The 20377-nt window shown below is 46.9% G+C and carries 20 protein-coding genes, 1 tRNA gene and 1 rRNA gene; 7 read left to right on the top strand and 15 right to left on the bottom strand.

The window, feature by feature from the left end:
* A 16S ribosomal RNA gene (locus AB1552_13695) occupies nt 1-127 on the bottom strand; the annotation flags it as partial.
* 167 nt (nt 128-294) lie between these two features.
* Here AB1552_13695 and lsrF point away from each other — a divergent pair.
* Nucleotides 295-1110: a 3-hydroxy-5-phosphonooxypentane-2,4-dione thiolase gene (gene lsrF / locus AB1552_13690; protein MEW6054811.1), complete on the top strand. Its 816-nt coding sequence runs from the start codon at nt 295-297 to the stop codon at nt 1108-1110.
* Between the two features lie 137 nt (nt 1111-1247).
* Entirely contained in the window at nt 1248-2270 is a 1023-nt protein-coding gene (locus AB1552_13685; GenBank protein MEW6054810.1) for a zinc-dependent dehydrogenase, read from the top strand.
* On the opposite strand, the gene glp is transcribed toward AB1552_13685, so the two are convergent.
* The 7 genes from glp to AB1552_13650 form a co-directional block, all read right to left on the bottom strand.
* Nucleotides 2267-3520, bottom strand: coding sequence for a gephyrin-like molybdotransferase Glp (gene glp / locus AB1552_13680; protein MEW6054809.1), 1254 nt, complete (start codon nt 3518-3520; stop codon nt 2267-2269). The genes AB1552_13685 and glp overlap by 4 nt on opposite strands.
* Nucleotides 3521-3535: 15 nt before the next feature.
* Entirely contained in the window at nt 3536-4087 is a 552-nt protein-coding gene (gene pth, locus AB1552_13675) for an aminoacyl-tRNA hydrolase (GenBank protein ID MEW6054808.1), read from the bottom strand.
* A gap of 51 nt (nt 4088-4138) precedes the next feature.
* Nucleotides 4139-4801, bottom strand: a complete 663-nt coding sequence (locus AB1552_13670) for a 50S ribosomal protein L25 (protein MEW6054807.1) — start codon at nt 4799-4801, stop codon at nt 4139-4141.
* 27 nt (nt 4802-4828) lie between these two features.
* Nucleotides 4829-5773: a ribose-phosphate pyrophosphokinase gene (locus AB1552_13665; protein MEW6054806.1), complete on the bottom strand. Its 945-nt coding sequence runs from the start codon at nt 5771-5773 to the stop codon at nt 4829-4831.
* Nucleotides 5774-5888: 115 nt separating this feature from the next.
* Nucleotides 5889-5963: transfer RNA gene (locus AB1552_13660), tRNA-Gln, on the bottom strand.
* Nucleotides 5964-6032: 69 nt separating this feature from the next.
* Nucleotides 6033-6950 (bottom strand): 4-(cytidine 5'-diphospho)-2-C-methyl-D-erythritol kinase, encoded by a 918-nt coding sequence (gene ispE, locus AB1552_13655; GenBank protein MEW6054805.1) that lies wholly within the window; start codon nt 6948-6950, stop codon nt 6033-6035.
* The gene (locus AB1552_13650; protein MEW6054804.1) at nt 6947-8605 is read right to left on the bottom strand and encodes a tetratricopeptide repeat protein; all 1659 of its coding nucleotides are present in this window, start codon (nt 8603-8605) and stop codon (nt 6947-6949) included. The genes ispE and AB1552_13650 overlap by 4 nt, the downstream gene beginning before the upstream one ends.
* Nucleotides 8606-8672: 67 nt before the next feature.
* Between AB1552_13650 and priA the strand changes: the two genes are divergently transcribed.
* Nucleotides 8673-10631 carry a primosomal protein N' gene (gene priA, locus AB1552_13645; GenBank protein MEW6054803.1) on the top strand — a complete coding sequence of 653 codons (1959 nt, stop codon included), beginning with the start codon at nt 8673-8675 and terminating at the stop codon, nt 10629-10631.
* Between the two features lie 76 nt (nt 10632-10707).
* Here priA and AB1552_13640 read toward each other — a convergent pair whose 3' ends face one another.
* Together AB1552_13640 and AB1552_13635 are read right to left on the bottom strand one after the other, a co-directional pair.
* On the bottom strand, nt 10708-11742 hold the full coding sequence (locus AB1552_13640; GenBank protein MEW6054802.1) for a GGDEF domain-containing protein: 1035 nt from the start codon (nt 11740-11742) through the stop codon (nt 10708-10710).
* A gap of 106 nt (nt 11743-11848) precedes the next feature.
* Nucleotides 11849-12505, bottom strand: coding sequence for a YkgJ family cysteine cluster protein (locus AB1552_13635; GenBank protein MEW6054801.1), 657 nt, complete (start codon nt 12503-12505; stop codon nt 11849-11851).
* A 186-nt stretch (nt 12506-12691) separates the two neighbouring features.
* Here AB1552_13635 and AB1552_13630 point away from each other — a divergent pair, with 186 nt between their 5' ends.
* From AB1552_13630 to ilvD, 4 genes are all read left to right on the top strand, one after another.
* The gene (locus AB1552_13630) at nt 12692-14539 is read left to right on the top strand and encodes a radical SAM protein (protein ID MEW6054800.1); all 1848 of its coding nucleotides are present in this window, start codon (nt 12692-12694) and stop codon (nt 14537-14539) included.
* 97 nt (nt 14540-14636) lie between these two features.
* The gene (gene hemG / locus AB1552_13625; GenBank protein ID MEW6054799.1) at nt 14637-15995 is read left to right on the top strand and encodes a protoporphyrinogen oxidase; all 1359 of its coding nucleotides are present in this window, start codon (nt 14637-14639) and stop codon (nt 15993-15995) included.
* Between the two features lie 89 nt (nt 15996-16084).
* Complete coding sequence (locus AB1552_13620; protein ID MEW6054798.1) at nt 16085-16315, top strand: DUF465 domain-containing protein; 231 nt, start codon at nt 16085-16087, stop codon at nt 16313-16315.
* 104 nt (nt 16316-16419) lie between these two features.
* Nucleotides 16420-18072, top strand: a complete 1653-nt coding sequence (gene ilvD / locus AB1552_13615; protein MEW6054797.1) for a dihydroxy-acid dehydratase — start codon at nt 16420-16422, stop codon at nt 18070-18072.
* Between the two features lie 145 nt (nt 18073-18217).
* Here ilvD and AB1552_13610 read toward each other — a convergent pair whose 3' ends face one another.
* The 5 genes from AB1552_13610 to AB1552_13590 all read right to left on the bottom strand — a co-directional run bounded on the left by AB1552_13610 (nt 18218) and on the right by AB1552_13590 (nt 20211).
* Nucleotides 18218-18493, bottom strand: coding sequence for a helix-turn-helix transcriptional regulator (locus AB1552_13610; protein ID MEW6054796.1), 276 nt, complete (start codon nt 18491-18493; stop codon nt 18218-18220).
* A gap of 461 nt (nt 18494-18954) precedes the next feature.
* On the bottom strand, nt 18955-19521 hold the full coding sequence (locus AB1552_13605; protein MEW6054795.1) for a GNAT family N-acetyltransferase: 567 nt from the start codon (nt 19519-19521) through the stop codon (nt 18955-18957).
* 88 nt (nt 19522-19609) lie between these two features.
* Nucleotides 19610-19780, bottom strand: coding sequence for a CopG family transcriptional regulator (locus AB1552_13600; protein MEW6054794.1), 171 nt, complete (start codon nt 19778-19780; stop codon nt 19610-19612).
* 63 nt (nt 19781-19843) lie between these two features.
* Nucleotides 19844-20017 carry a type II toxin-antitoxin system HicA family toxin gene (locus AB1552_13595; GenBank protein MEW6054793.1) on the bottom strand — a complete coding sequence of 58 codons (174 nt, stop codon included), beginning with the start codon at nt 20015-20017 and terminating at the stop codon, nt 19844-19846.
* Nucleotides 20014-20211 (bottom strand): type II toxin-antitoxin system HicB family antitoxin, encoded by a 198-nt coding sequence (locus AB1552_13590; protein ID MEW6054792.1) that lies wholly within the window; start codon nt 20209-20211, stop codon nt 20014-20016. The genes AB1552_13595 and AB1552_13590 overlap by 4 nt, the downstream gene beginning before the upstream one ends.
* Between the last annotated feature and the right edge of the window lie 166 nt (nt 20212-20377).

Raw genomic sequence — 20377 nt, 5'->3', positions numbered from 1 at the left:
TGGCCCATGACCATAGAATTCTTGCTATCAGCTATGAGCTAAGTGCTGTGAACTAACACCGTCCGACTTGCATGTGTTAGGCACGCCGCCAGCGTTCGTTCTGAGCCAGGATCAAACTCTCAAATAAAAGTTTAAAACTGACTAAGGGTATGCTACGCACTTTTTTAGATTTTTCAAAGAACAATACACAAGAGAAATTATAATAACTGATAAAATATGCTTTGTCAATATGAAAGTGAGAAAAAACTGTTCAGCGCATTTTTATCTTTTTGACAGTCCAAGAACTCTTTATATATACTTTCACAAACCATTAATAAAGGAGAGGCAGACATGGATTTCGGGATGAAAAACAGATTGTCACGCATCATAAAACCAAAGACGGGAAAGACAGTCATGCTTGCAGTTGACCATGGATATTTCCAGGGGCCTACCACGGGTTTGCGGGACTTGAGAAAAACCGTGACACCTCTTATTCCTTACGCAGATTGCCTTTTCATTACACGGGGGATGCTGAGGACTTCGGTTGATCCCAGAAGTGATGTCCCAGTTTGCCTGAGGGTTTCAGGTGGTCCAAGCATACTCGGGGAATTATCAAATGAAGACGTCACAACATCTCTCGAAGAAGCCCTCAGACTCAATGCCTCAGGTGTGGGGATGTCCATTTTTGTCGGAGCACACAATGAAGACAGGACCATCGCGAATCTCGGGAAACTGGTCAGTGAGGCTGAAAGGTTCGGAATGCCTGTACTCGCGGTAACTGCGGTCGGAAAGGAAATGGGAAGGGACGCCCGGTATCTCGGACTTGCATGCAGGATAGCAGCAGAGATCGGCGCCCATTTTGTGAAAACATATTATTGCGAGGACTTCCACAAAGTAGTTGAGGGATGCCCTGTGCCGATTGTTATGGCGGGCGGGAAAAAGATACCGGAAAAAGATGCCCTGCAGATGACCGCGAATGCAATTCGGGAAGGCGCATCAGGCGTTGACATGGGAAGAAATATCTTTCAGAGTGACAATCCTGTCGGCATGATTAAGGCGATTAAGGCGATTGTCCATAAAGGTGCATCTGTCAATGATGCTTTCGACATTTATGAAAAGACAAAGAAATAAGACTTGAATCTTCGTTCCCATTTAACTTCTGTGTCCTGCAGCATACAAGTGTTCGGGGGGGGGTAAGATCATGAATGATAAAACAAGATTTTATATCTCCACAGGGAAATCCTTGGCAGACTGATTTATTTCTACCTATGAGAGCAGCCGTCTACTACCGAAACGACGATATCAGGATTGAGGAACGCCCGATACCCGCTCTGTCCGGCAATGAAATCCTGGTACAAATGAAGGCTTCAGGAATTTGCGGCACGGATGTCATGGAGTGGTACAGGGTGAAAAAAGCCCCGCGTATCCTCGGTCACGAGATGGCAGGAACAATTGCTGATACCGGAGGCAACGTTGAAGGCTTCAAGAAAGGTGACCGGGTATTTGTCTCTCATCATGTACCCTGTTTCAAATGTCATTACTGTATGCAGGGCAGTTACACCGCGTGCGAATCTCTTCACTCCGGGAATTATGATCCGGGCGGTTTTGCAGAGTTCATCCGGATTCCGGAGGAGAACGTAAGGCACGGGACTTTTCTACTTCCTGAAAAGATCTCTTTCGAGGATGCTGCGATGATCGAACCCCTCGCGTGCGCTATCGCCGGACAGAAACAGCTCGGATTGAAAGAAGGACAGACTGTCCTCATTATCGGCTCCGGCGTTTCTGGAATTCTGCATATACAACTATCCAAACTGAAAGGAGCAAAAATCATCGCCACAGATATCAATGACTACAGACTGAATAAAGCTATGGAATTCGGAGCACATTATGCTCTCAATGCGCTCTCATATTCTGCAGCGCAATTGCAAAACATCAACAATAACAGACTGGCGGATGTGGTCATTGTATGCGCGGCGGCGAGAGAGGCGATCAGCAGCGCAATTTCGTCTGTTGACAGAAAAGGAAAAATACTTTTTTTTGCAGTACCGGAACATGACATCGCTATCCCATCCAAGAGATTCTGGAGAGATGAAATAGCATTATATTTCTCCTACGGTGCAGCCCCTGAAGATATTCATAAGGCAATCGAGATGATCAGCACAGGTCTTGTTGATGTAAGGTCGATGATCACCCACGTGGTTTCATTGTCAGATATCATGCAGGGGTTTAAACTTGTTTCAGATGCCGGCAATTCCCTGAAGGTAGTGGTAGTTCCTGAAAGCGGGACTTAAAAAAGCCGCACCTCCACGGTTTCTCCTTCGTGAACTCCGAACTTCCTCAAGGGTATCACCACGGTTCCCTCAGCCCTTGTCAATGTAGTGATAAGGCCTGATTTCCCGAGCAGAGGAACAGCCCACAATTCATCGTCCCACTCCTCCAAAACCACCCCGATATGTTCTTCTCTCCCGGGTGTTGAAGAGATGTTCTTGGCAAGTCGTGCCTTGATTGTCCTTTTCTTTTTTGCGAACCTGTCATCATACGCTCCCGACTGCATCGTGAGCACGGGGCGGATAAAGAGTTCGAAACATACATTGACTGCTGCAGGATGCCCCGGGAGACCGAATACCGGGATAGTGTTGACAACTCCTCCTATCATGGGCTTTCCAGGCTTCAATGATACCCCATGAAAAAGAACTCCCGGCTCTCCCATATCATTGATAATCATTGCGGTCAGGTCTTTGGTACCAACAGAACTGCCTCCGGTAATGAGAACCATCTCAGAGTTGTTCAGGGAATCTTCGACAATATCTTTTATGATGTCATAGGTGTCTTGGAAAATCCCTTTTTTTACCGGAATGCCTCCGGCATCAGAGATGAGTCCTGCAAGAGTATAGGAATTTATATCCCTCACCTGACCTGGCTTGACGGGTTTTTCCGCGGGAACTATTTCATCCCCTGTTGATATGATGGAAACCCTCGGTTTTTCAAAGACCGGAATATCTGTTATACCAAGGCCGGCAAGCGCTCCGACATCCTGGGCCCTCAGCCTGTGACCCCTGCATAAGACACGCTCACTCTGTCGCACATCTTCTCCTGCCTGAATAACATTTTCACCGGGGCTGGACGGCTTCACCAGCTCTATCATTTTCCCGTCTATCTGCCCGGTATGTTCAAGCATCACAACAGTATCTGCGCCCTCCGGCAGCATCCCGCCGGTCGCGATCCTTGCGACCTCTCCTCTGCTGAGCGCAAATTCTGGCTTCTCCCCCATTTGAATCTCTGCCTTAATGGCAAGATACGCCGGGAAATTCTCTGTAGCTCCGAATGTGTCCCCGGAATGCACTGCAAAACCGTCAACCGTTGACCGGTGAAACGCAGGAAGATCTTCAGGAGATACGATATCCTCTGCAATGACCATTCCGTAGGATTTTTCAATAGGAGAATTAATTGTGTCAGGCATTTTGAAGGGGGCACATGCAAAAAGAAGTTCCAGAGCCTTTTCTACAGTGATGAGCTCCTCTCTCCCGAGCATATCACGCATCAGCAAATCTCCCTATCAATTAAACCTGTTCATTGCCTTATCCACTCCCTCAGAAACGGTGATGACAATCGCATCCGCAGCCCTTTGTATCGCCTCTCTGATAAGGCTTGTTTCCCGTCTGCTGAATTTTTTCAGGACATACTCTTCAGCCGGTTCTTCCTTTTCCCTTCCTATGCCGATTTTTATCCTTATGAATGCTTTCGTGCCTGTGTACTGTATTACAGAATCAACGCCTTTGTGCCCGCCTGATGAACCCATTCTCCTGATGCGCAGTCTTCCTGTTACCATATCAAGGTCGTCGTGAATAATAATGAGCTTTTCCGGCAGGATATTGAATTTCCTGCTGATCTGATGCACGATTATACCGCTCATGTTCATAAAAAGAAGGGGTTCCAAGAGAAGAATATCATGTCCTTCTATGGAACCCCTTCCGATTGCGTATCCTTTTTTTTCCGAAAGTTCAATCCCATGTCTGTCAGCAATTTCCCTGATTGTCATGAAACCGACATTGTGCCTTGTTCGCGCATACTTTCTGCCCGGATTCCCGAGACCTGCGATAAGCCACATGATCACAACACTCAGCTATCAGCCGTATAACTCGTGCGGATGCGCCAAAACCTATTTACTTTCTTCCTCCTCTTCCTTCTTGCCTTTCTTGATAACTTCAGGCTCGGCTGCTGCTTCAGGGGCCGCAACCTCAGCTTCCTCTGCAGGGGCTACTTCAACTGCAGGAGCAAGTATATTGGCTATGACTTCATCAGAGTCAGTCAGAATTCTTATATCTTCTCCCAGATTCAAATCGCTCACGTGGAAAGACTGGCCGATTTCGAGCCCCGAGATATCAAATTTGACCTGTCCGGGTATTTTGTCGGGAAAACATTCAACCTCTATCTCCCGGAGAACATGCTGCAACAGGCCACCGTCTCTTTTTACGCCCACAGGCTCTCCGGTGGTTACTATATGCACATATACTTTCACCTTCTCTGTGAGTGAAACCTCAAAAAAATCTGCATGCAAGAGTTCTCTCTTTGTCGGGTCAACCTGGAATTCCTTCATGAGTGCAAGCCTGTTTTCCCCGTCCTTGAACTGCAGGTTTATCATTGCCTGCTGTCCTGCCGACACGTTAATGAAATTGACGATCTCCCTCTTCGAAACCTTTATCGGGATCGCCCCACCTCCTCTATAGAGAACCGCCGGGATCATCTCCTGCCTCCTCAGCGAGCGAGCTGCCCCTTTTCCGGTTTCCTCCCTCTTTTCTGCGTTAAGCGTTATCCTTTCCATGTTTCCTCCTGTTTCTGAATCAGAATACTATCCGAATAATGAGCTGATTGAAGATTCTTCATGAATTCTTCTGATCGCTTCTCCGATCAGGGAAGCGATGCTCAAAACGGTCAGTTTTTTGCACTTTTCTGTCTTGCTGTTGAGGGGTATGGTATTAGTGACAATGAGTTCCTCAAGCACTGACGCATTGACTTTTTCAATAGCGTTACCGGAGAGCACCGCATGCGTGCATGCAGCGATAACCCTCTTTGCACCCTTCTCTTTCAGGGCAGTCGCAGCCTGGATTGTCGTTCCTCCTGTGTCGACCATATCATCGAGAATGATGGTGTCTTTTCTCGTCACATCACCGATCACGTTCATTATCTGCGAAATATTTGCGGCCTCACGCCTTTTATCGATAATTGCGATGGAACATTGAAGCATCTTTGCAAATGATCTTGCTCGTTCAACCCCTCCTGCGTCGGGTGAGACGATGACAAGGTTGTTTGAGTCATATTTCTCCCTGACATATTCCAGCAGGACCGGTGAAGCATATAAATTATCCACCGGTATATCAAAAAACCCCTGAATCTGGGCAGCATGCAGATCCATGGTGAGGATCCTGTTCGTTCCGGCAGCGGTGATCAGATCCGCAACCAGTTTTGCGGATATCGGAACCCTCGGCTGGACTTTCCTGTCCTGTCGTGCATATGCATAATAGGGGATCACCGCGGTAATCCTTCTTGCTGAGGCCCTTTTCAGCGCATCAACCATCAGCAGTATCTCCATAATATGGCGGTTTACCGGCATGCAGGTCGGCTGAAGGATAAAGACATCGCTGCCCCTCACATTTTCATGGATATGCACCATGATCTCACCGTCACTGAATTTCGTTACTGTTGCATCTCCCACCGGTATCTGCAGATAATCCGCGATCTCCCTTGCAAGCTCCCTGTGCGCATTTCCGGTAAAAAACTTGATCCCCTCAGGCATTATTCCCCCCCCGTAATCAGATAGAGATTTCAGAGAGAGAACAGAATCTGTAATCAGCGCGCTTATTTATTCTGCCATCTTTCTGATAATCTCCATCTGACATCCGTTCACTCCTTGGCTGGGGCGGGAGGATTCGAACCTCCAGATGGGAGATCCAAAGTCTCCTGACTTGCCGTTTGTCGACGCCCCATGAAAATTTCAAAATTGCATATTAAGAGTCAAAAGCCCGGCGGGAATGCTTCTTTCGAAACTTTTCCTCTTATGTTTTCCTGCTTTTAACTGCTCGCTTCTTCCATTCAACTGACGGGAGCGTCGTAACAATCAGGCCCTTCTCGGGTTTCATTGCCTGAGCAGCCCTTTCCGCCATTGTCCTGCTTTTAAAAACTCCGAATACCGTAGGTCCGCTGCCGCTCATTGCAGAAATCACAGCCCCCTGCTCTGTCAGTTTCAGCTTTATTTCCCTGATGATCTGATGGTTGTCTGCTACCACCTCTTCAAGATTGTTTTCGCGCATTTCGCCAAGAAAGGCATAATCCTGCCTTTCCATAGCTTGACAGAACAGTTTAATATCAATGGGTTTTTTTGTCAACTGGTCAAATCCGGACGCGTCATACAATTCATACGCCCATTTTGTTGATACCGATACCCCTGGCTTTATGAGGAGCAGTATGGCAGATGAATCAGCACGAAGCGGGGTTACGGTTTCTCCCCTTCCTTCAACAAGCGCAAGCGGGCAATGAAAAAAAAACGGCACGTCAGAACCTATCTGTGCACCTATTGCACTTAATTCGATGTCAGTCAGATTAAGGCCCCAGAGTATGTTAAGCCCCGTCAGTGTTGAAGCTGCATCGCTGCTGCCGCCCCCAAGTCCGGCACTTACCGGTATGCGCTTCCTCAACGCAATCCTTGCACCTTTTCTGCATGAGGCGAGTTTTTTCAGGAGAGAAGCTGCCTTATGCACCAGGTTATCGGCTGGCGGGATATCCAGATCGCTTTTGATCTGCAGGGAATCCGAGTGTTCAAATCTCAGACTGTCATAGAGGCTGATGCATTGCATGAGGCTTGAAATATTATGATAGCCGTCATCTCTCTGTCCGACGATTTGCAGAAACCAGTTGATCTTGGCTGGTGCTCGCAGAGAAAACGGCGCCCGAGGAGCAGCGAGCGGAGTTTTCATTTCAATTCCTGAATCTTTTTCTCGACTCGCTCTTTGAGCCCTTTATCTTCACTCTTTTGATGTACTTCAATGGCTTTCAGCCAGAACTCCCTGGCTTCCCTGAAGAATCCCCGCACCCGGTAGACATCACCGATATGTTCCATCACTACAGGATCATCCTTCACGATCTCGCCCGCTCTCAGAAGGATACCCAGGGCCTGGTCATGTTTGCCTAATTTGAAGTATACCCACCCGAGGCTATCCATAATATAGCCATTATCGGGTTTCAGGTCGAGCGCTCTTTCTATAAGAGAGAGTGCTTCTTCGAGATGTATTCCCTTCTCTGCATAGCTGTACCCCAGGTAATTGAGTGCATCTGCATGCTTCGGGTTGATTTCGATCGCTTTTTTCAGATGTATCACCATTTCTTCAAATCTTTTTGTTTTTTCCAGAATAATAGCGAGATTGAAGTTCAGGTCATCGTTATTCTCAAACCTGCTGAGTGCATCCCGCAGCACCGACTCCGCCTTTGCATAATCGTTCCTGCGCATATGTACGCTTGCCAGGTAGAGAAATACCTCCGGCTTCTCCTTCTCGAAACTGAGGATTTCCTCATACACAGAGATTGCTTCATCAGCTTTTTCAAGTTTTGAGTACAAAAAACCGAGATAGAGAAACGCACTGATATTTTTAGTCTCACGGAGAATGATTTTCTTCAACTCTGAGATCGCTTCTTCGTCCCTGTCGATCTCTCCCAGAGATAACGCCAGGTAGTACCGGACGAGCGCATTGTCAGGGTTGGATTCCAGGACAATTCTGAATGACTCAATAGCTTTATCGTATTGCGTGTCTTCAAAATACAGGAGGCCAAGATTGAAATTCACATCAACATGCATTGCCTGTAACTTGATTTCCTCATACTGCTCGATTGCCTTTTCTGTCTGTTTCAGCCTTATGTAGAGCTTTGCAAGTCGTTCCCTCGCCTGGATATTGTGAGGGTTCATTGAGGCAACCTGCCGGTAATATTCTTCTGCCTTCTGCATGTTGTCTTCAGCCTCGCTGATCATCCCGAGGTTCAGATAGGCACTGTCAAAACCGGGTCTGAGCGCAATAACTTTTTCAAAGTATTCCGCAGCCTTCGCATTGTCTCCTTTTTCCATATGGATCGATCCAATATAATAGATTGCCATGACGTTTTCCGGATTCATTTCCACAAGCTTTTCAAGGATACCGATAGCCTTGTGGTATTGCTGGACAGACGTATACAGCAGGCTCGTATAGAGTGCGGCCTCCTGATTGTCCGGCTGCATTTCAAGAACCTTTTCATACAGCCTGATCGCCTCCTCAGACCTCTTCTGGCTGTTGTAAAGCTGCCCCAGAAGAAGCAGCGCAGGCACATATCCGGGATCTTCTTTCACCACCTCTTCGGTAAGTACGATTGCCTCACTGACCTTGGCGGTCTTGAGCAGCACATAGCTGATCTGTGTTTTTATATATGAGGATTTGGCGTCCTTTTCAAGGGCCTTCTGGTAATACGTGATGGCATCTTCCCATTTGCCATCTTTTTCTGCAAGATTCCCGAGCATAAAAAGATAGTAGGCATCTTTAGAGGGCAGGGTTTGCTGATCCGGTTGCACAACATTCTTTGCTGAACATGAGCAAAAAATGACGCACATGAACAAAAAGAAAGTAATTCTCAGCAGCATATGTAAATTATGACACAAAGCTAAGTTGGATAACAATGTGATAGAATCTGATATGGAGTTTGTCGATGTTGTCTTTCCGGTAAATCTTGGTCCCCTCACGTACAGGTGCCCTGAAGCCTTTTCCGATTCTGTAAACCCCGGCATGATCGTAAGTGCACCTCTCAGAAACAGAACCAGGAAAGGTATTCTTCTGGGAAAATCCACGACAGTTCCCAAAAGTGAAATACGAGATATCCTTTCCCTGCATGGCGAAGAGCCTGTCCTGAGCCGAAGATCGATTGAACTCCTGAAATGGATGTCAGACTATTATATCGCAGAGCAGGGAATTGTCCTGAAAACTATGCTCCCGCGTGAAGCGTTTATGGAGGTAAAAAAGAAAAAACCCGTCATTTCATGTCCGGACCCCGAAAATGGATTGACGGGAGACAAAATCCCGGATTCTGCCGAAATCGTCAATATCGCCAACATCATGCACACGCAGTCATTGAACAGAAATGTGTACAGGACTTTTCTCGTGCATGCCCCTTCCTCCCAGTTTGAACTTTCCCTGCTGCGCAGTTTGCTCGTAACAACCGGAAATGCTATCATTCTCGTTCCGGAAGTCTCTCTCATTGGCAATGTCTATTATTTCCTCGCAAAAAATTTCGGCAAACGGGTCTGCCAGTTCCACGGCCATTTGAGCAGGAGTCAAAAATCCGCAACATTCAATAGGATTGCCGGAGGATTTGCAGACATCATTGTCGGCACCCGGTCTGCAGTTTTTGCCCCCCTGAAACGAGTCTCGCTGATTGCCGTACTGCAGGAACACAGCAGTTCCTACAAACAGGAGAACATGCCGTGTTATCACGCAAGGGACGTTGCGGTCATGAGGGGATATCTAGAAAAAACTACTGTCCTGTTATCTTCTGTCTGTCCCTCGATTGAATCTTTTTTCAATTGCACATCAGGTAAATATACGATGATGAAACCGTCTGATGACATGAAAAAACCCCGGATCAAGGTGATAGACATGCGATATGCAAAACAGATCACTCCCTCTCTTTCAAAAAACGCCATTGACGCCGCCCTGAAACACGTGAATAACGACAGGAGGGTCATATTTGTGCTCAACAGGAGGGGATATGCGACACTTCTCCAATGCATGGATTGCAGTCATATGGAAGAATGCCCGGAATGCAGAATTCCTCTGGTCTTCCACAAGCAGGACCTTTCCATGAAATGCCACTACTGCGGCTACACGCTTCCTCATCCGCCTGAAAGCTGCAGCAGATGCAGAGGATATAATCTGGTCATGCTCGGGTCCGGGACGCAGCGGGTCGCCGAAGAGCTCGGACATATCATGGGGATCAGCACTGTCCGGATCGACAGTGATCGTGCAAGGGGAAAATCTGCAGTACAGGGATTGCTCTGCGCAGCAGATCTTCATGACAACAAGCTGCTTATCGGCACCAGACTTATGACAAAGAGATTGAAGAGCGCCGGAAATTTTTCCATGGCTGCTTTTCTGAATACAGACCAGCATCTGAACCTTCCTGATTTCCGGTCGGCTGAAAAGGCGTATCAGGAAATTTCCTCTGTCATGGATATAATCGAATCTGATGGCGAAATCTTTATTCAGACCAGAATGCCGGGGAACTATCTTTTCAGACACCTGAAGGCACATGACCACCGGTCGTTCTGCAGGGAAGAGCTTATGCGACGAAAGGAGTTGTGCTACCCCCCCTTTTCAAGGCTCGTGCTGATCAGGGTTATCGCGCAGAAAGACATTGCGGGGAAACTGTGCGAGTTCGTCGGCACTAGAACGACCGGGGACACGCACGTCGAGATACTGGGCCCGCATCTTTCAAAAAATAAACATGGGAAGAATGAATACAAGTTCCTTCTCAAATCCGGCGTCAGGGAAAATCTTCGCGCAGCAGCAGCATCTTTCATCGAAACGTTCAGGAATGCAAGGGACGTGACGGTAAAGATTGACGTAGACCCAACAGACATATAAGTTAGTCCGTCAAAACTGCTTCATCCTTTTTTTCGGAATATACACTGAACAACGAAGATGCAGAATCTGTGTTTTGTTAATTATGCGCATATTTCACAGTTTTGTTTTTGCCTGTTTTTTTCGCCTCATACAGGGCAGAGTCGGCCCTTTTTATGAATTCCGTGTTTTCCTCATCGACATTCATTGAAAACCTTCCTGTAGACAGTCCTACACTCACTGTGGTTTTCAAATCATCTTTCATCCCCTGTTCAACCTTTTTCCTTATCTTTTCGGCAAGTTCAAATGCTTGGCCCGCATCTGTTGAAGACAGAAATATGACGAATTCCTCTCCCCCGATCCTCCCCACAATATCAGACGAGCGGACTGAGTGTTTCAGTATGGATGCAATTTTCCTGAGGACTTCATCTCCTTTCTCATGTCCGTATGTGTCGTTGATATATTTGAAGGAATCAATATCGATCATCATGAACCCGACAGAGATTCCGCTCCTCTGCGCAAGACTGCTGAGCGGTTTCAGAAGATTGAAGAATCCCCTTCTGTTCAGCAATCCCGTGAGTTCATCTGTTATGCTCTGTACTGTGAGAGCCCTGTTTTCATACCAAAGATGTTTCAATGTTTCTCCCAAAAGTTTCATCTCAGGCGTGGCAGCTCCATACGTTTCCAGTGATTCGATGAATTTGCTGATATGGGCTTCGTACTCCTTTTCAGGGTGCAATCCGGGGTCTATCATTTCGACATAGTGGAAAAGCACACTAAAGGCCCTGTGCAGGAGATAAAATTCAAGACGATATGCGATCAGAAACGCAGTGGATATATCAGACACATCCATGCTTTTTTGCATGAGACCGTTGACCTGTTCATGAACTGCCTCCAATTCTTTTTTGATCTTTTCCGGGGACTCAAACAGCTGAGGAACCATCCCCTGCTCAACAAGCTGAATCACGCGCTGCCAGACTTGAACATGCCCTGTTTCTTCGAGGGACATTTTTTCCCAGAATGCCTTTATTTCATGGGAACCGGACAATGCGGACAAAGATGCATAGATACGTGCCGCCTGCTCATCTATGGATAAACAGAGCTTTACAATCTCCCTCAAAGAGTCTTCCGGCATTTTCCCTCCCGAATCTCGCATCATGGTATTTAATGCAATTCTATCAATTCCCTCAGATCAATCAATATCTCGATCCGGCCCTGATTATTTGTACTCAGAATTTGCATCACTTTATAGCCATGTTGTCATATTCATCCATCTTTTCTGCGAGGCTTTGCCAGTTGCAGCCCTGAAGGAGCCTGACCACCTGATGCACCATTCCGCTTTCGATAATCTTCCATCTCCGTGCTTCATCGTCAACTCCGTAAAACGGGAGCATGAGATAAAACGCCCGGTCTGTGTATTTCCTGAGCGGTGAGAGCACGTCTCCGCGTCTCGTATAAAAAGGGTCTTCCCCCTCCTCACACGGCCTGCCAAATACATTGAATTGCCTGCACGATACCGGTCTCAGGGGATGCACACTGCAGATCCCTTCAATTAGAAACGGACATGGGTCGCCTTCCCGGTAGTCTCTCAGTTGCGCCTTCACAGCCTTTCGGGCGGAGCCGGAGGTTTTTTCCGTTACAAACCAGGAAAGTCCGACGAGTTCAAGTGGATAGACAGGTATCGTTTGGTGGGTCTTGCAGCAGTGGGAACAGCCTTTGCTGCATGACAGCTTCCTGCCTTTCCTGATTTCCATTTTTATCGCCTCATCAACCCCTTTATCCACAATATAATAGGCGTCGAGGAGCATGGTAAGCCATGGCTGGATCTTTTCTTCATTCGGAAATGCAATCCTTTCAGGAGAACGGTGCTTCACTCGCGTGCGCTTTTTATCTTTCATTGTCACAATTAGATTATATAGAATAATAAATTAAAATGACCATCCGGGATTCCTGATGGAGTGCGTCCCGCACCTGAAAGGGGGCAGGGATAGCGCGTATCACGGAAACATTGTCATGTCAATCCTGTGAATACCGGAAGCATCATTAAATAATGCCTCAGAAGACAATTTTGGGAGAACAGCTTCGTGGATTTTATTTTCGTTTCCATGCCGTATGCAAGGTTTATCTCGAAATGGTTCGCGCATGTCCCGAATATCAACCTCGGGATTATGCAGGCCTATCTCTCCGGAAAAGGCAGAAGCGTCAGGACATTCCACTTTCATCTGGACTTTCTGCCGTATCTGAGGGGATTGCGTCCTCACATTACAGATAACCTGCTGAAGCTTACGGAACAGTTTGGGGTCGAATATCTCGGGCTCGATTATCTCTTCGCTTCCCTGCTGTTCGAAGAGAAATATCGCATGTCAAAGGAACGGTTCGAACAACGGCTCGAGTCGCTCGGCATGACACTGAAGGAGTTTGACGAACTGAGGGAAGTGGCTGCCGCGTTCCTTGACTCATCCTTTCAGAAGCTGTCACCCCATCTTGAAGGAACAAAACTCGTCGGGTTCAGTTCTTCCCACTATCAGCTGAGCAGTTCGCTGATGATGTGCGCAAGGATTAAGAAGCATTACCCTGCAATCAGAACGGTTATCGGCGGCAAGGACTGCTCGGGGGCCTTTGGCTATGATCTCCTTGCGCACGCAGACTACGTCGATTATATCGGGACAGGAGAATGTGAAGTTGCGGTGGAGAGCATCCTTGCACATATCGGCGACGAAAGGAACGCACTGCACAATGTGATCTGTAGAGATCCCGGCGGCAATATCGCGAAAACCTCATACAGCCCGAATGTCTCCCTCAATGCCCTTCCTTTTCCCCAATACCCGTTTGAAAACTTCCCGGTTGAACTTTCCGAAATCATTCTTCCCGTGGAATTCGGCAGGGGTTGTCCCTGGAAGCGATGCACGTTCTGTCCCGATGAATCATACAATATCACCTGCCAGACAAAGACTGCAGACCGCCTGAAAGACGAATTTGCATACTACCAGAACATTTCCGGAGACCTCAGAAATTTCTTCATTCTCGACTCTGACGCGCTGAAAGACCCGCAATTGATTATTGATATCTCGCATTACCTCGAGGGGAAATATTTCAATTTCATCTATGCAGAATTCAGGGCGGACAGAATAAACAGGGACGTGCTGGCATCCATACTGCGTTTCGGCACATGGACCTCAAACTTCCAGATCGGCATCGAAACATTCAGCGAAAGGATATTGCAGCTTATGAACAAAGGGGTAACCGCGCTGAAGAATGTAGAGGTTCTGAAAGCGGTTGCCGAACTGAAGGTGCCTGTGCAATTCAACCTTTTCACCTGTTTTCCCATGATGAGTGAACACGACATGAGAGAAAATCTGAGGGTTATGGAACGCATAGCCCACATACTCGTGAGCGAGAATATCCAGATATTTCCGGGCGAGTTTTATCTGCCTACGGATTGTCCCGTATATCTGAACAGTGAAAGTTATGGTATCAGAAAACACAGCGCTTCGATCTTCTCCCTGATTTTCGAGGACTTCAGCATGCCCTCATATTCGAATTACCCGTATCCATATGAGTTCTCTAATGATGACGAACAGTACAGAATTTCAGGGACAATACGCAATGCGGTCGAGGAGATCAAAAGCAAAAACCCTGCAGAGAATTACATGGTTTTCAGGGAAACCTTAGGCGGCTTTCAGATCGAGACAAACCGCGACGGGAAAGTACACACCCGTCTGCTCAGTCCGCTCGAAGGCCGGGTGTATCTCTCTGCCGTCGAAGTATCACAGGAGATCGTCAGGGTAGCGGAAACTCTCGGACTTTCCCTTCATGAGGTGGAATCCGTTCTTGATTCGTTTGAGAGTGACGGGCTTATTCTGTATTCTCATGACAGGAAACTCTTTCTTTCCCTGGCGACCAGGGACCGGTCAGCAGAATCAGGGGGTTGACAGATCTGTCGCCCGCATCCCTCCCTGCTGTGAGGACAGCAGAAAAACATGAGATGGCGTCTTCACACCTTTTATGCTAATATTGAAGTGAACTACTATGAACCTGGTCATCATCGGAGGAGGAATCACCGGCCTTTCACTAGCCTATTTTCTGCTTGAACGTTCGCCTTCCCTAGAGATTACCGTCATCGAGTCAGGGGATAGGGCCGGAGGGAAGATCTGGACTGATAAATCCAACGGGTATTTATGTGAGGGGGGCGTCAACGGGTTTCTCGACAACAGGCCCAAAACCCTCGAACTCGTCTCGAAACTCTCCCTCTCTGCATTGCGGAGCAACGAAAACTCAAGAAAAAGGTTTATTTATTCCGACGGCACTCTTCATCGGCTGCCTGAATCCCCTGCGTCATTTTTCGGTTCCAACCTTCTCTCGCTTTCCGGCAGACTCAGAATCATCTGGGAGATATTCGCTCCCAGGGGCGGTGGAAACGACGAAACTCTCGCAGAGTTCGCAATAAGACGGCTGGGCAGAGAGGCGTATGAAAAACTGATCGACCCGATGGCATCAGGTATTTATGCCGGTGACCCCGAAAAGATGAGCCTCAGGAGCTGTTTCCCGAAGGTATACAATCTCGAGCAGAAATACGGAAGTCTGATACGGGGGATGATCAAACTTAAAAAAGAAGCCAGAAAGACCGGGGAAAAGGTGGGCGCAGGACCGGGCGGTATTCTGACTTCCTTCTTCGATGGGATGGAAGTGATGATAGGAACGCTGACACAGTTTCTCGGAACCCGTTTGAAGACAGGGGTGAAGGGGGTTTCAGTCGATAAAAAAGGGGACAGGTATCACGTCAGCCTTTCGGACGGTTCGACGATAGAAACCAGAGGCGTCGTCCTTGCCACTCCTGCGTTTGAGGCATCCGCTATGGTGAAAGACCTTGCCAAAGACCTTGCATCAACCCTCAACGAAATCCCTTATCCCTCGATCTCTGTGGTATGTTTCGGCTACAGACGGGAAAGGATCAGGCATCCGCTCGACGGTTTTGGGTTCCTGATCCCGAGCAGGGAAGGAAGAAAGATACTCGGTACGCTCTGGGATTCGAGCATATTCCCGAACAGGGCTCCGGACGGCCATGTGCTGCTCAGGAGCATGCTCGGAGGGGTAAGAAGATCGGATCTTGCACTTGAAGATGATGACAGACTCAGGGATCTTGTCATGGATGAACTGAAAGATATAATGGGAATAGATGTCCAGCCCGATTTTACAAAGGTGTATAAACACGAAAAAGGCATCCCGCAGTATGCACCGAAACACGAAAAAATACTCGAGAGAATCTCTGAGGCATGCAGCCGTTTCAGCAGATTGTACATAACCGGAAACGCATATCAGGGCATCGGAGTCAATGACTGCATAGAAAACTCGTATAAACTTGCAGAAAGGATTGCCAAGGAGATATAATTCAGACTGAGAATATCCTCATAAACGCTTATTCGCTAATGATGTCAGGCTCACAGAGCTATATATATTCATCCAAAAAGGAGGCAACATTGAAAGAGCAAGAAATTGTCGAACTCCTGAAAAAAGAAAACGAAGAATTCAAGAAGCTGAGCGAGGAACACAGGAGTCTTGACTCACTCCTGTCAGAGATTGACAATAAGCGCTACCTTACCCCTGAAGAAGAGTTCGAGAGGAAAAGGATCCAGAAGCAGAAACTCCTTAAAAAAGACAGGATGGCAGAGCTGGTAAGAGAATACAAGAAACAGAGCGCACTGAATTAACCCGGAACTGAAAACTGAGAAGTAAGAAATGGGCAATGATGCATCTTCAGACTCATTTCATATTTCTCAGTTTTTGTTTCTAACCTATATTCAGGGGGGCTATTATGAGAAGCAGGATCATCAAAGAGGGACTTGAGCGGGTGCCGCACAGGGCGCTTCTCTATGCGACGGGAATATCGAAAAGCGAAATGAAAAAACCGTTTATCGGCGTTGCCACAAGTTTTACCGATATCATTCCCGGGCACATCGGCATGAGGGACCTCGAAAGATTCATAGAAAAGGGAATCCATGCCGCAGGAGGGTATCCGTTTATGTTCGGAATCCCGGGCATCTGCGACGGTATCGCCATGGGGCATACCGGAATGCATTATTCACTGCCGTCAAGGGAACTTATTGCGGATATGGTCGAGACGATTACCCAGGCACATCAGCTTGACGGGCTTGTGCTGCTGACCAACTGTGACAAGATTACCCCCGGAATGCTCATGGCTGCGGCAAGGATTAATATCCCGGCTATTGTGGTGACTGCCGGTCCCATGCTTTCCGGCCGTCTGAGAGGGCGGCGGCTCTCCCTGGTCAATGACACCTTTGAGGCGATAGGGAAATACAAGAAAGGCCTTCTGAAGAAGGATGAGCTGGATGCCCTTGAGATATGCGCATGCCCCGGTGCCGGATCATGCCAGGGCATGTACACCGCCAACACCATGGCATGTATCACTGAGGCCCTCGGCATGAGCCTTCCGGGATGCGCAACCGCGCTCGCGGTATCGGCTGACAAAAGAAGGATCGCGTTTGAAAGCGGACAGAGGATCGTTACCTTAATAAAAGATAATGTAACCCCGCGAAAAATAATGACACGGAAGTCCTTCGAAAATGCAATTATGGTCGATCTTGCACTCGGGGGATCGACGAATACTGTTCTGCATATTCCCGCAATCGCTCATGACGCCGGGGTTGACCTCCCGCTGGAGACATTTGATATCCTGAGCAGGAAGACCCCGCATATCGCCAATATGCTTCCCGGCGGAGAGCATTACCTCGAGGACCTCGACTGGGCAGGGGGTATCCCTGCGGTAATGAAACGGTTGCGAAAAAATCTGAATAATGCTGCCACAGTCAGTGGCAGAAAAATTTTCGGTATCGCTGATGCCGCGATTGTTGTTGACGAAAACGTGATAAGACCGTTAAACAAGCCATATCACAAAGAAGGCGGGATAGCGATACTCAGGGGAAACCTCGCGCCTGACGGAGCGGTGGTGAAACAGTCTGCGGTGAGTCAGAAGATGATGAAGATTGAAGGCAGGGCAAAGGTATTCAATTCCGAAGAGGACGGCATGAAGGCAATCCTTAACGGAAAAATCAGGGCAGGAGATGTCGTGGTGATCAGGTATGAAGGTCCGAAAGGCGGTCCCGGCATGAGAGAAATGCTCTCGCCAACAGCCGCAATCGCAGGGATGGGCCTGAGCGAATCAGTCGCTTTGATCACTGACGGGAGATTCTCGGGTGGTACAAGAGGCCCCTGCATAGGGCATATCTCACCTGAAGCAATGGAAGGCGGGACGATCGCGATTCTCAGGGACGGTGACAGGATAAAGATCGATATCCCGAAAAGAAGAATCGATGCCCTGTTATCCGACAGGGAGATAAAAGAGCGGCTCAGTGTTTGGAAGCCTGTCAGGCCCAAGATCACAAAAGGCTATCTTGCACGATATGCACGCATGGTGAGTTCTGCAGGAAACGGCGCGGTAATGAAGTGACGTGCAAATACCTAAATCTGATTTTTTAATATGCCATTATGACGGGGCAAAGCGTCAAGACGCTAAATTATTGATTGGTAATTTTATGTAACGCCTGAACTCACAGGTGCGGCGGGTACTTTGCCGCATCCTGTGGAGTGAAATGTTATGCTGCCCTTTCGATTTCCCTTGCTTCATACTCCGGGAACATAATTATTGCAGGATGGATGTCAAATGACTTTGCAAGTTGCTCAGCACGCTTTTTGCCAATTTCTATTTTCTCATTTTCCAAAAGGCTTATATTCGTTACACTTATACCAGACCGGCGTGCAAGTTCGGCCTGAGTCCAACCTTTCAATTCGCGGAGCATCCGAATAGTCTCGCCTGTTGTTAGAACAGCATGGGACTTTGCCGGCCTGTAAACACTTTTTAAAGCTTTCATTTGATCCTCCTAATATTTATGCGGCGTTATTTCCATCACCAAAACAGTAACTATATCTTTTTCTACGGTATAGATAACCCTATATTGGCTGCTCAAACGTGACGATCGCTGCCCCTTGCGCTCTCCTTTCAACTTCTCATCATGAAATCCGGGAAACTCTTTTACCTTTTCAGGGCCATGCCGAAAAACAATGTTCTTCCAAAGTTCATATTTCCTTACTATCGACTGCGGCAACTTAAGACACTGCTTTGCTATATAATGATGTTCTTTTATGTGCCACATTATTAAATATAATAACTTATCATAATTAATAATACAAGCAATAATCTTCTGACATGGTTAATTCTTGCGAGGTAGGCATGAAGAGGCATGCATATTGATATGCCAATCAATCTTCGCCTTATATTTGTGAGCATAACACAAAAATCATCTGCCCGAACCAAGCGAAGCGCGGGTGAGGGTCAGCTGGATTGCTTTGTTATAAGCCTTTTTATCATTAATAGATTATCATTGTATTCTGATAATCCGAACTCTTTTTCTTGTTCTTTTTTGGCCATAGTTTTTACGTATTCAAATCCAGCTTTTTTATAAGCTGCTACCGCACGTTTATTCCTTTCCGATGGGGATATCAACAAATTAGAAATACCATAATTGTTATGTATATAGGAAGAAAGAGTATTTAGAGCGTCGCTACCATAACCGTGCCCACAATATTGTTCTGCTTTCATCCATATATCCAGTACGGCTCTGTCCTTTTCTTTATCAAGAAGATCGTAACCCACCGTACCTACTTCTTCACCATTTGCTGTAATAATAAAAACTCTGCCTTTTCCGTCACCAGATGCATTGAAAAAAGATAAAGGATATTCGTTGCAAAAATTTTCTAATGTAGGTATTGGGTGATCAGGGTATTTAGGAGGCCCCATTATAGAGGAGGTTAGGTCTGATTGGCAAAGCCAACTATATATTTTTTCACGGTCTATCTGTCTAGCAGGTATTAATTTTATTTTATTTCCGACAATTTCCATTATTTATTTTACTTATAACGACTGAACTCACAGGTGCAGCAGCCGTAATGCCGCATCCTGTGGAGTGACTTGTTAACATCAGTCATATTCAAGATGACCTTTCAAGACGTTCTGCTACCCAGACTTTGATTATGGATTGTCGAGGCACTCCCAAACGCTTTGCTTCTTTATCCAATAACTGAATCATCCATAATGGGAAATCAATATTTACCCGTTTTTGTTCCTGTCCGGGTCTCCTTGCTTTTGTTATATCGTTCATCAGTAGTCTTCAACGGAATCTCAATAACCACTGAGGCTATGCCCGGTCGGCAGAATGTTTTTGTTATGTCAGTTCTTTTATTATGTGTTTTGCAAGATTGTCGTCTATTTCGTTGTGCCTCGGGATAGGCTGTTTCTTGCCAGTGGTTGGATTTTTATAGAGATCATGTCGGCTACCATGTCTTACGAGAATGCATCCTTCATCGGTTAACCTCCTGATGAGGTCCTTTCTCTTCATACTGCCAATTCAAGTTTCTTAACCTTATGTTTTTTAGGAACATCTTCCATCGTCATCATTATATATGCTTCTCTCATGTTTTCTTCAAGTTCCTCCAGTGTTGCCCCCTGTGTCATAATTTCCGGATGTTCGAGTAGTTTGCCTACCCAAAATTTATCCCCCTTCCAATAGATCATATTAAATTTAGTTTTCATATTTTCCTCTCACTATTTATCAAAATAATACCATGTTTACATTAGTGTCCGGTAAATATTTATAAATATCGGTCTGTTCTTTATACTTGTTGGAAAATAGTGGTGACCAAACCCTATACCAGCAAGGAGGAACAGACCATGAACAGAGTATACACGATATTCTCGG

It is taken from the genome of Nitrospirota bacterium (assembly GCA_040754395.1).
In the GTDB taxonomy this organism is placed as follows: domain Bacteria; phylum Nitrospirota; class Thermodesulfovibrionia; order Thermodesulfovibrionales; family SM23-35; genus JBFMCL01.
This window is presented reverse-complemented; position numbering and strand designations above follow the sequence as displayed.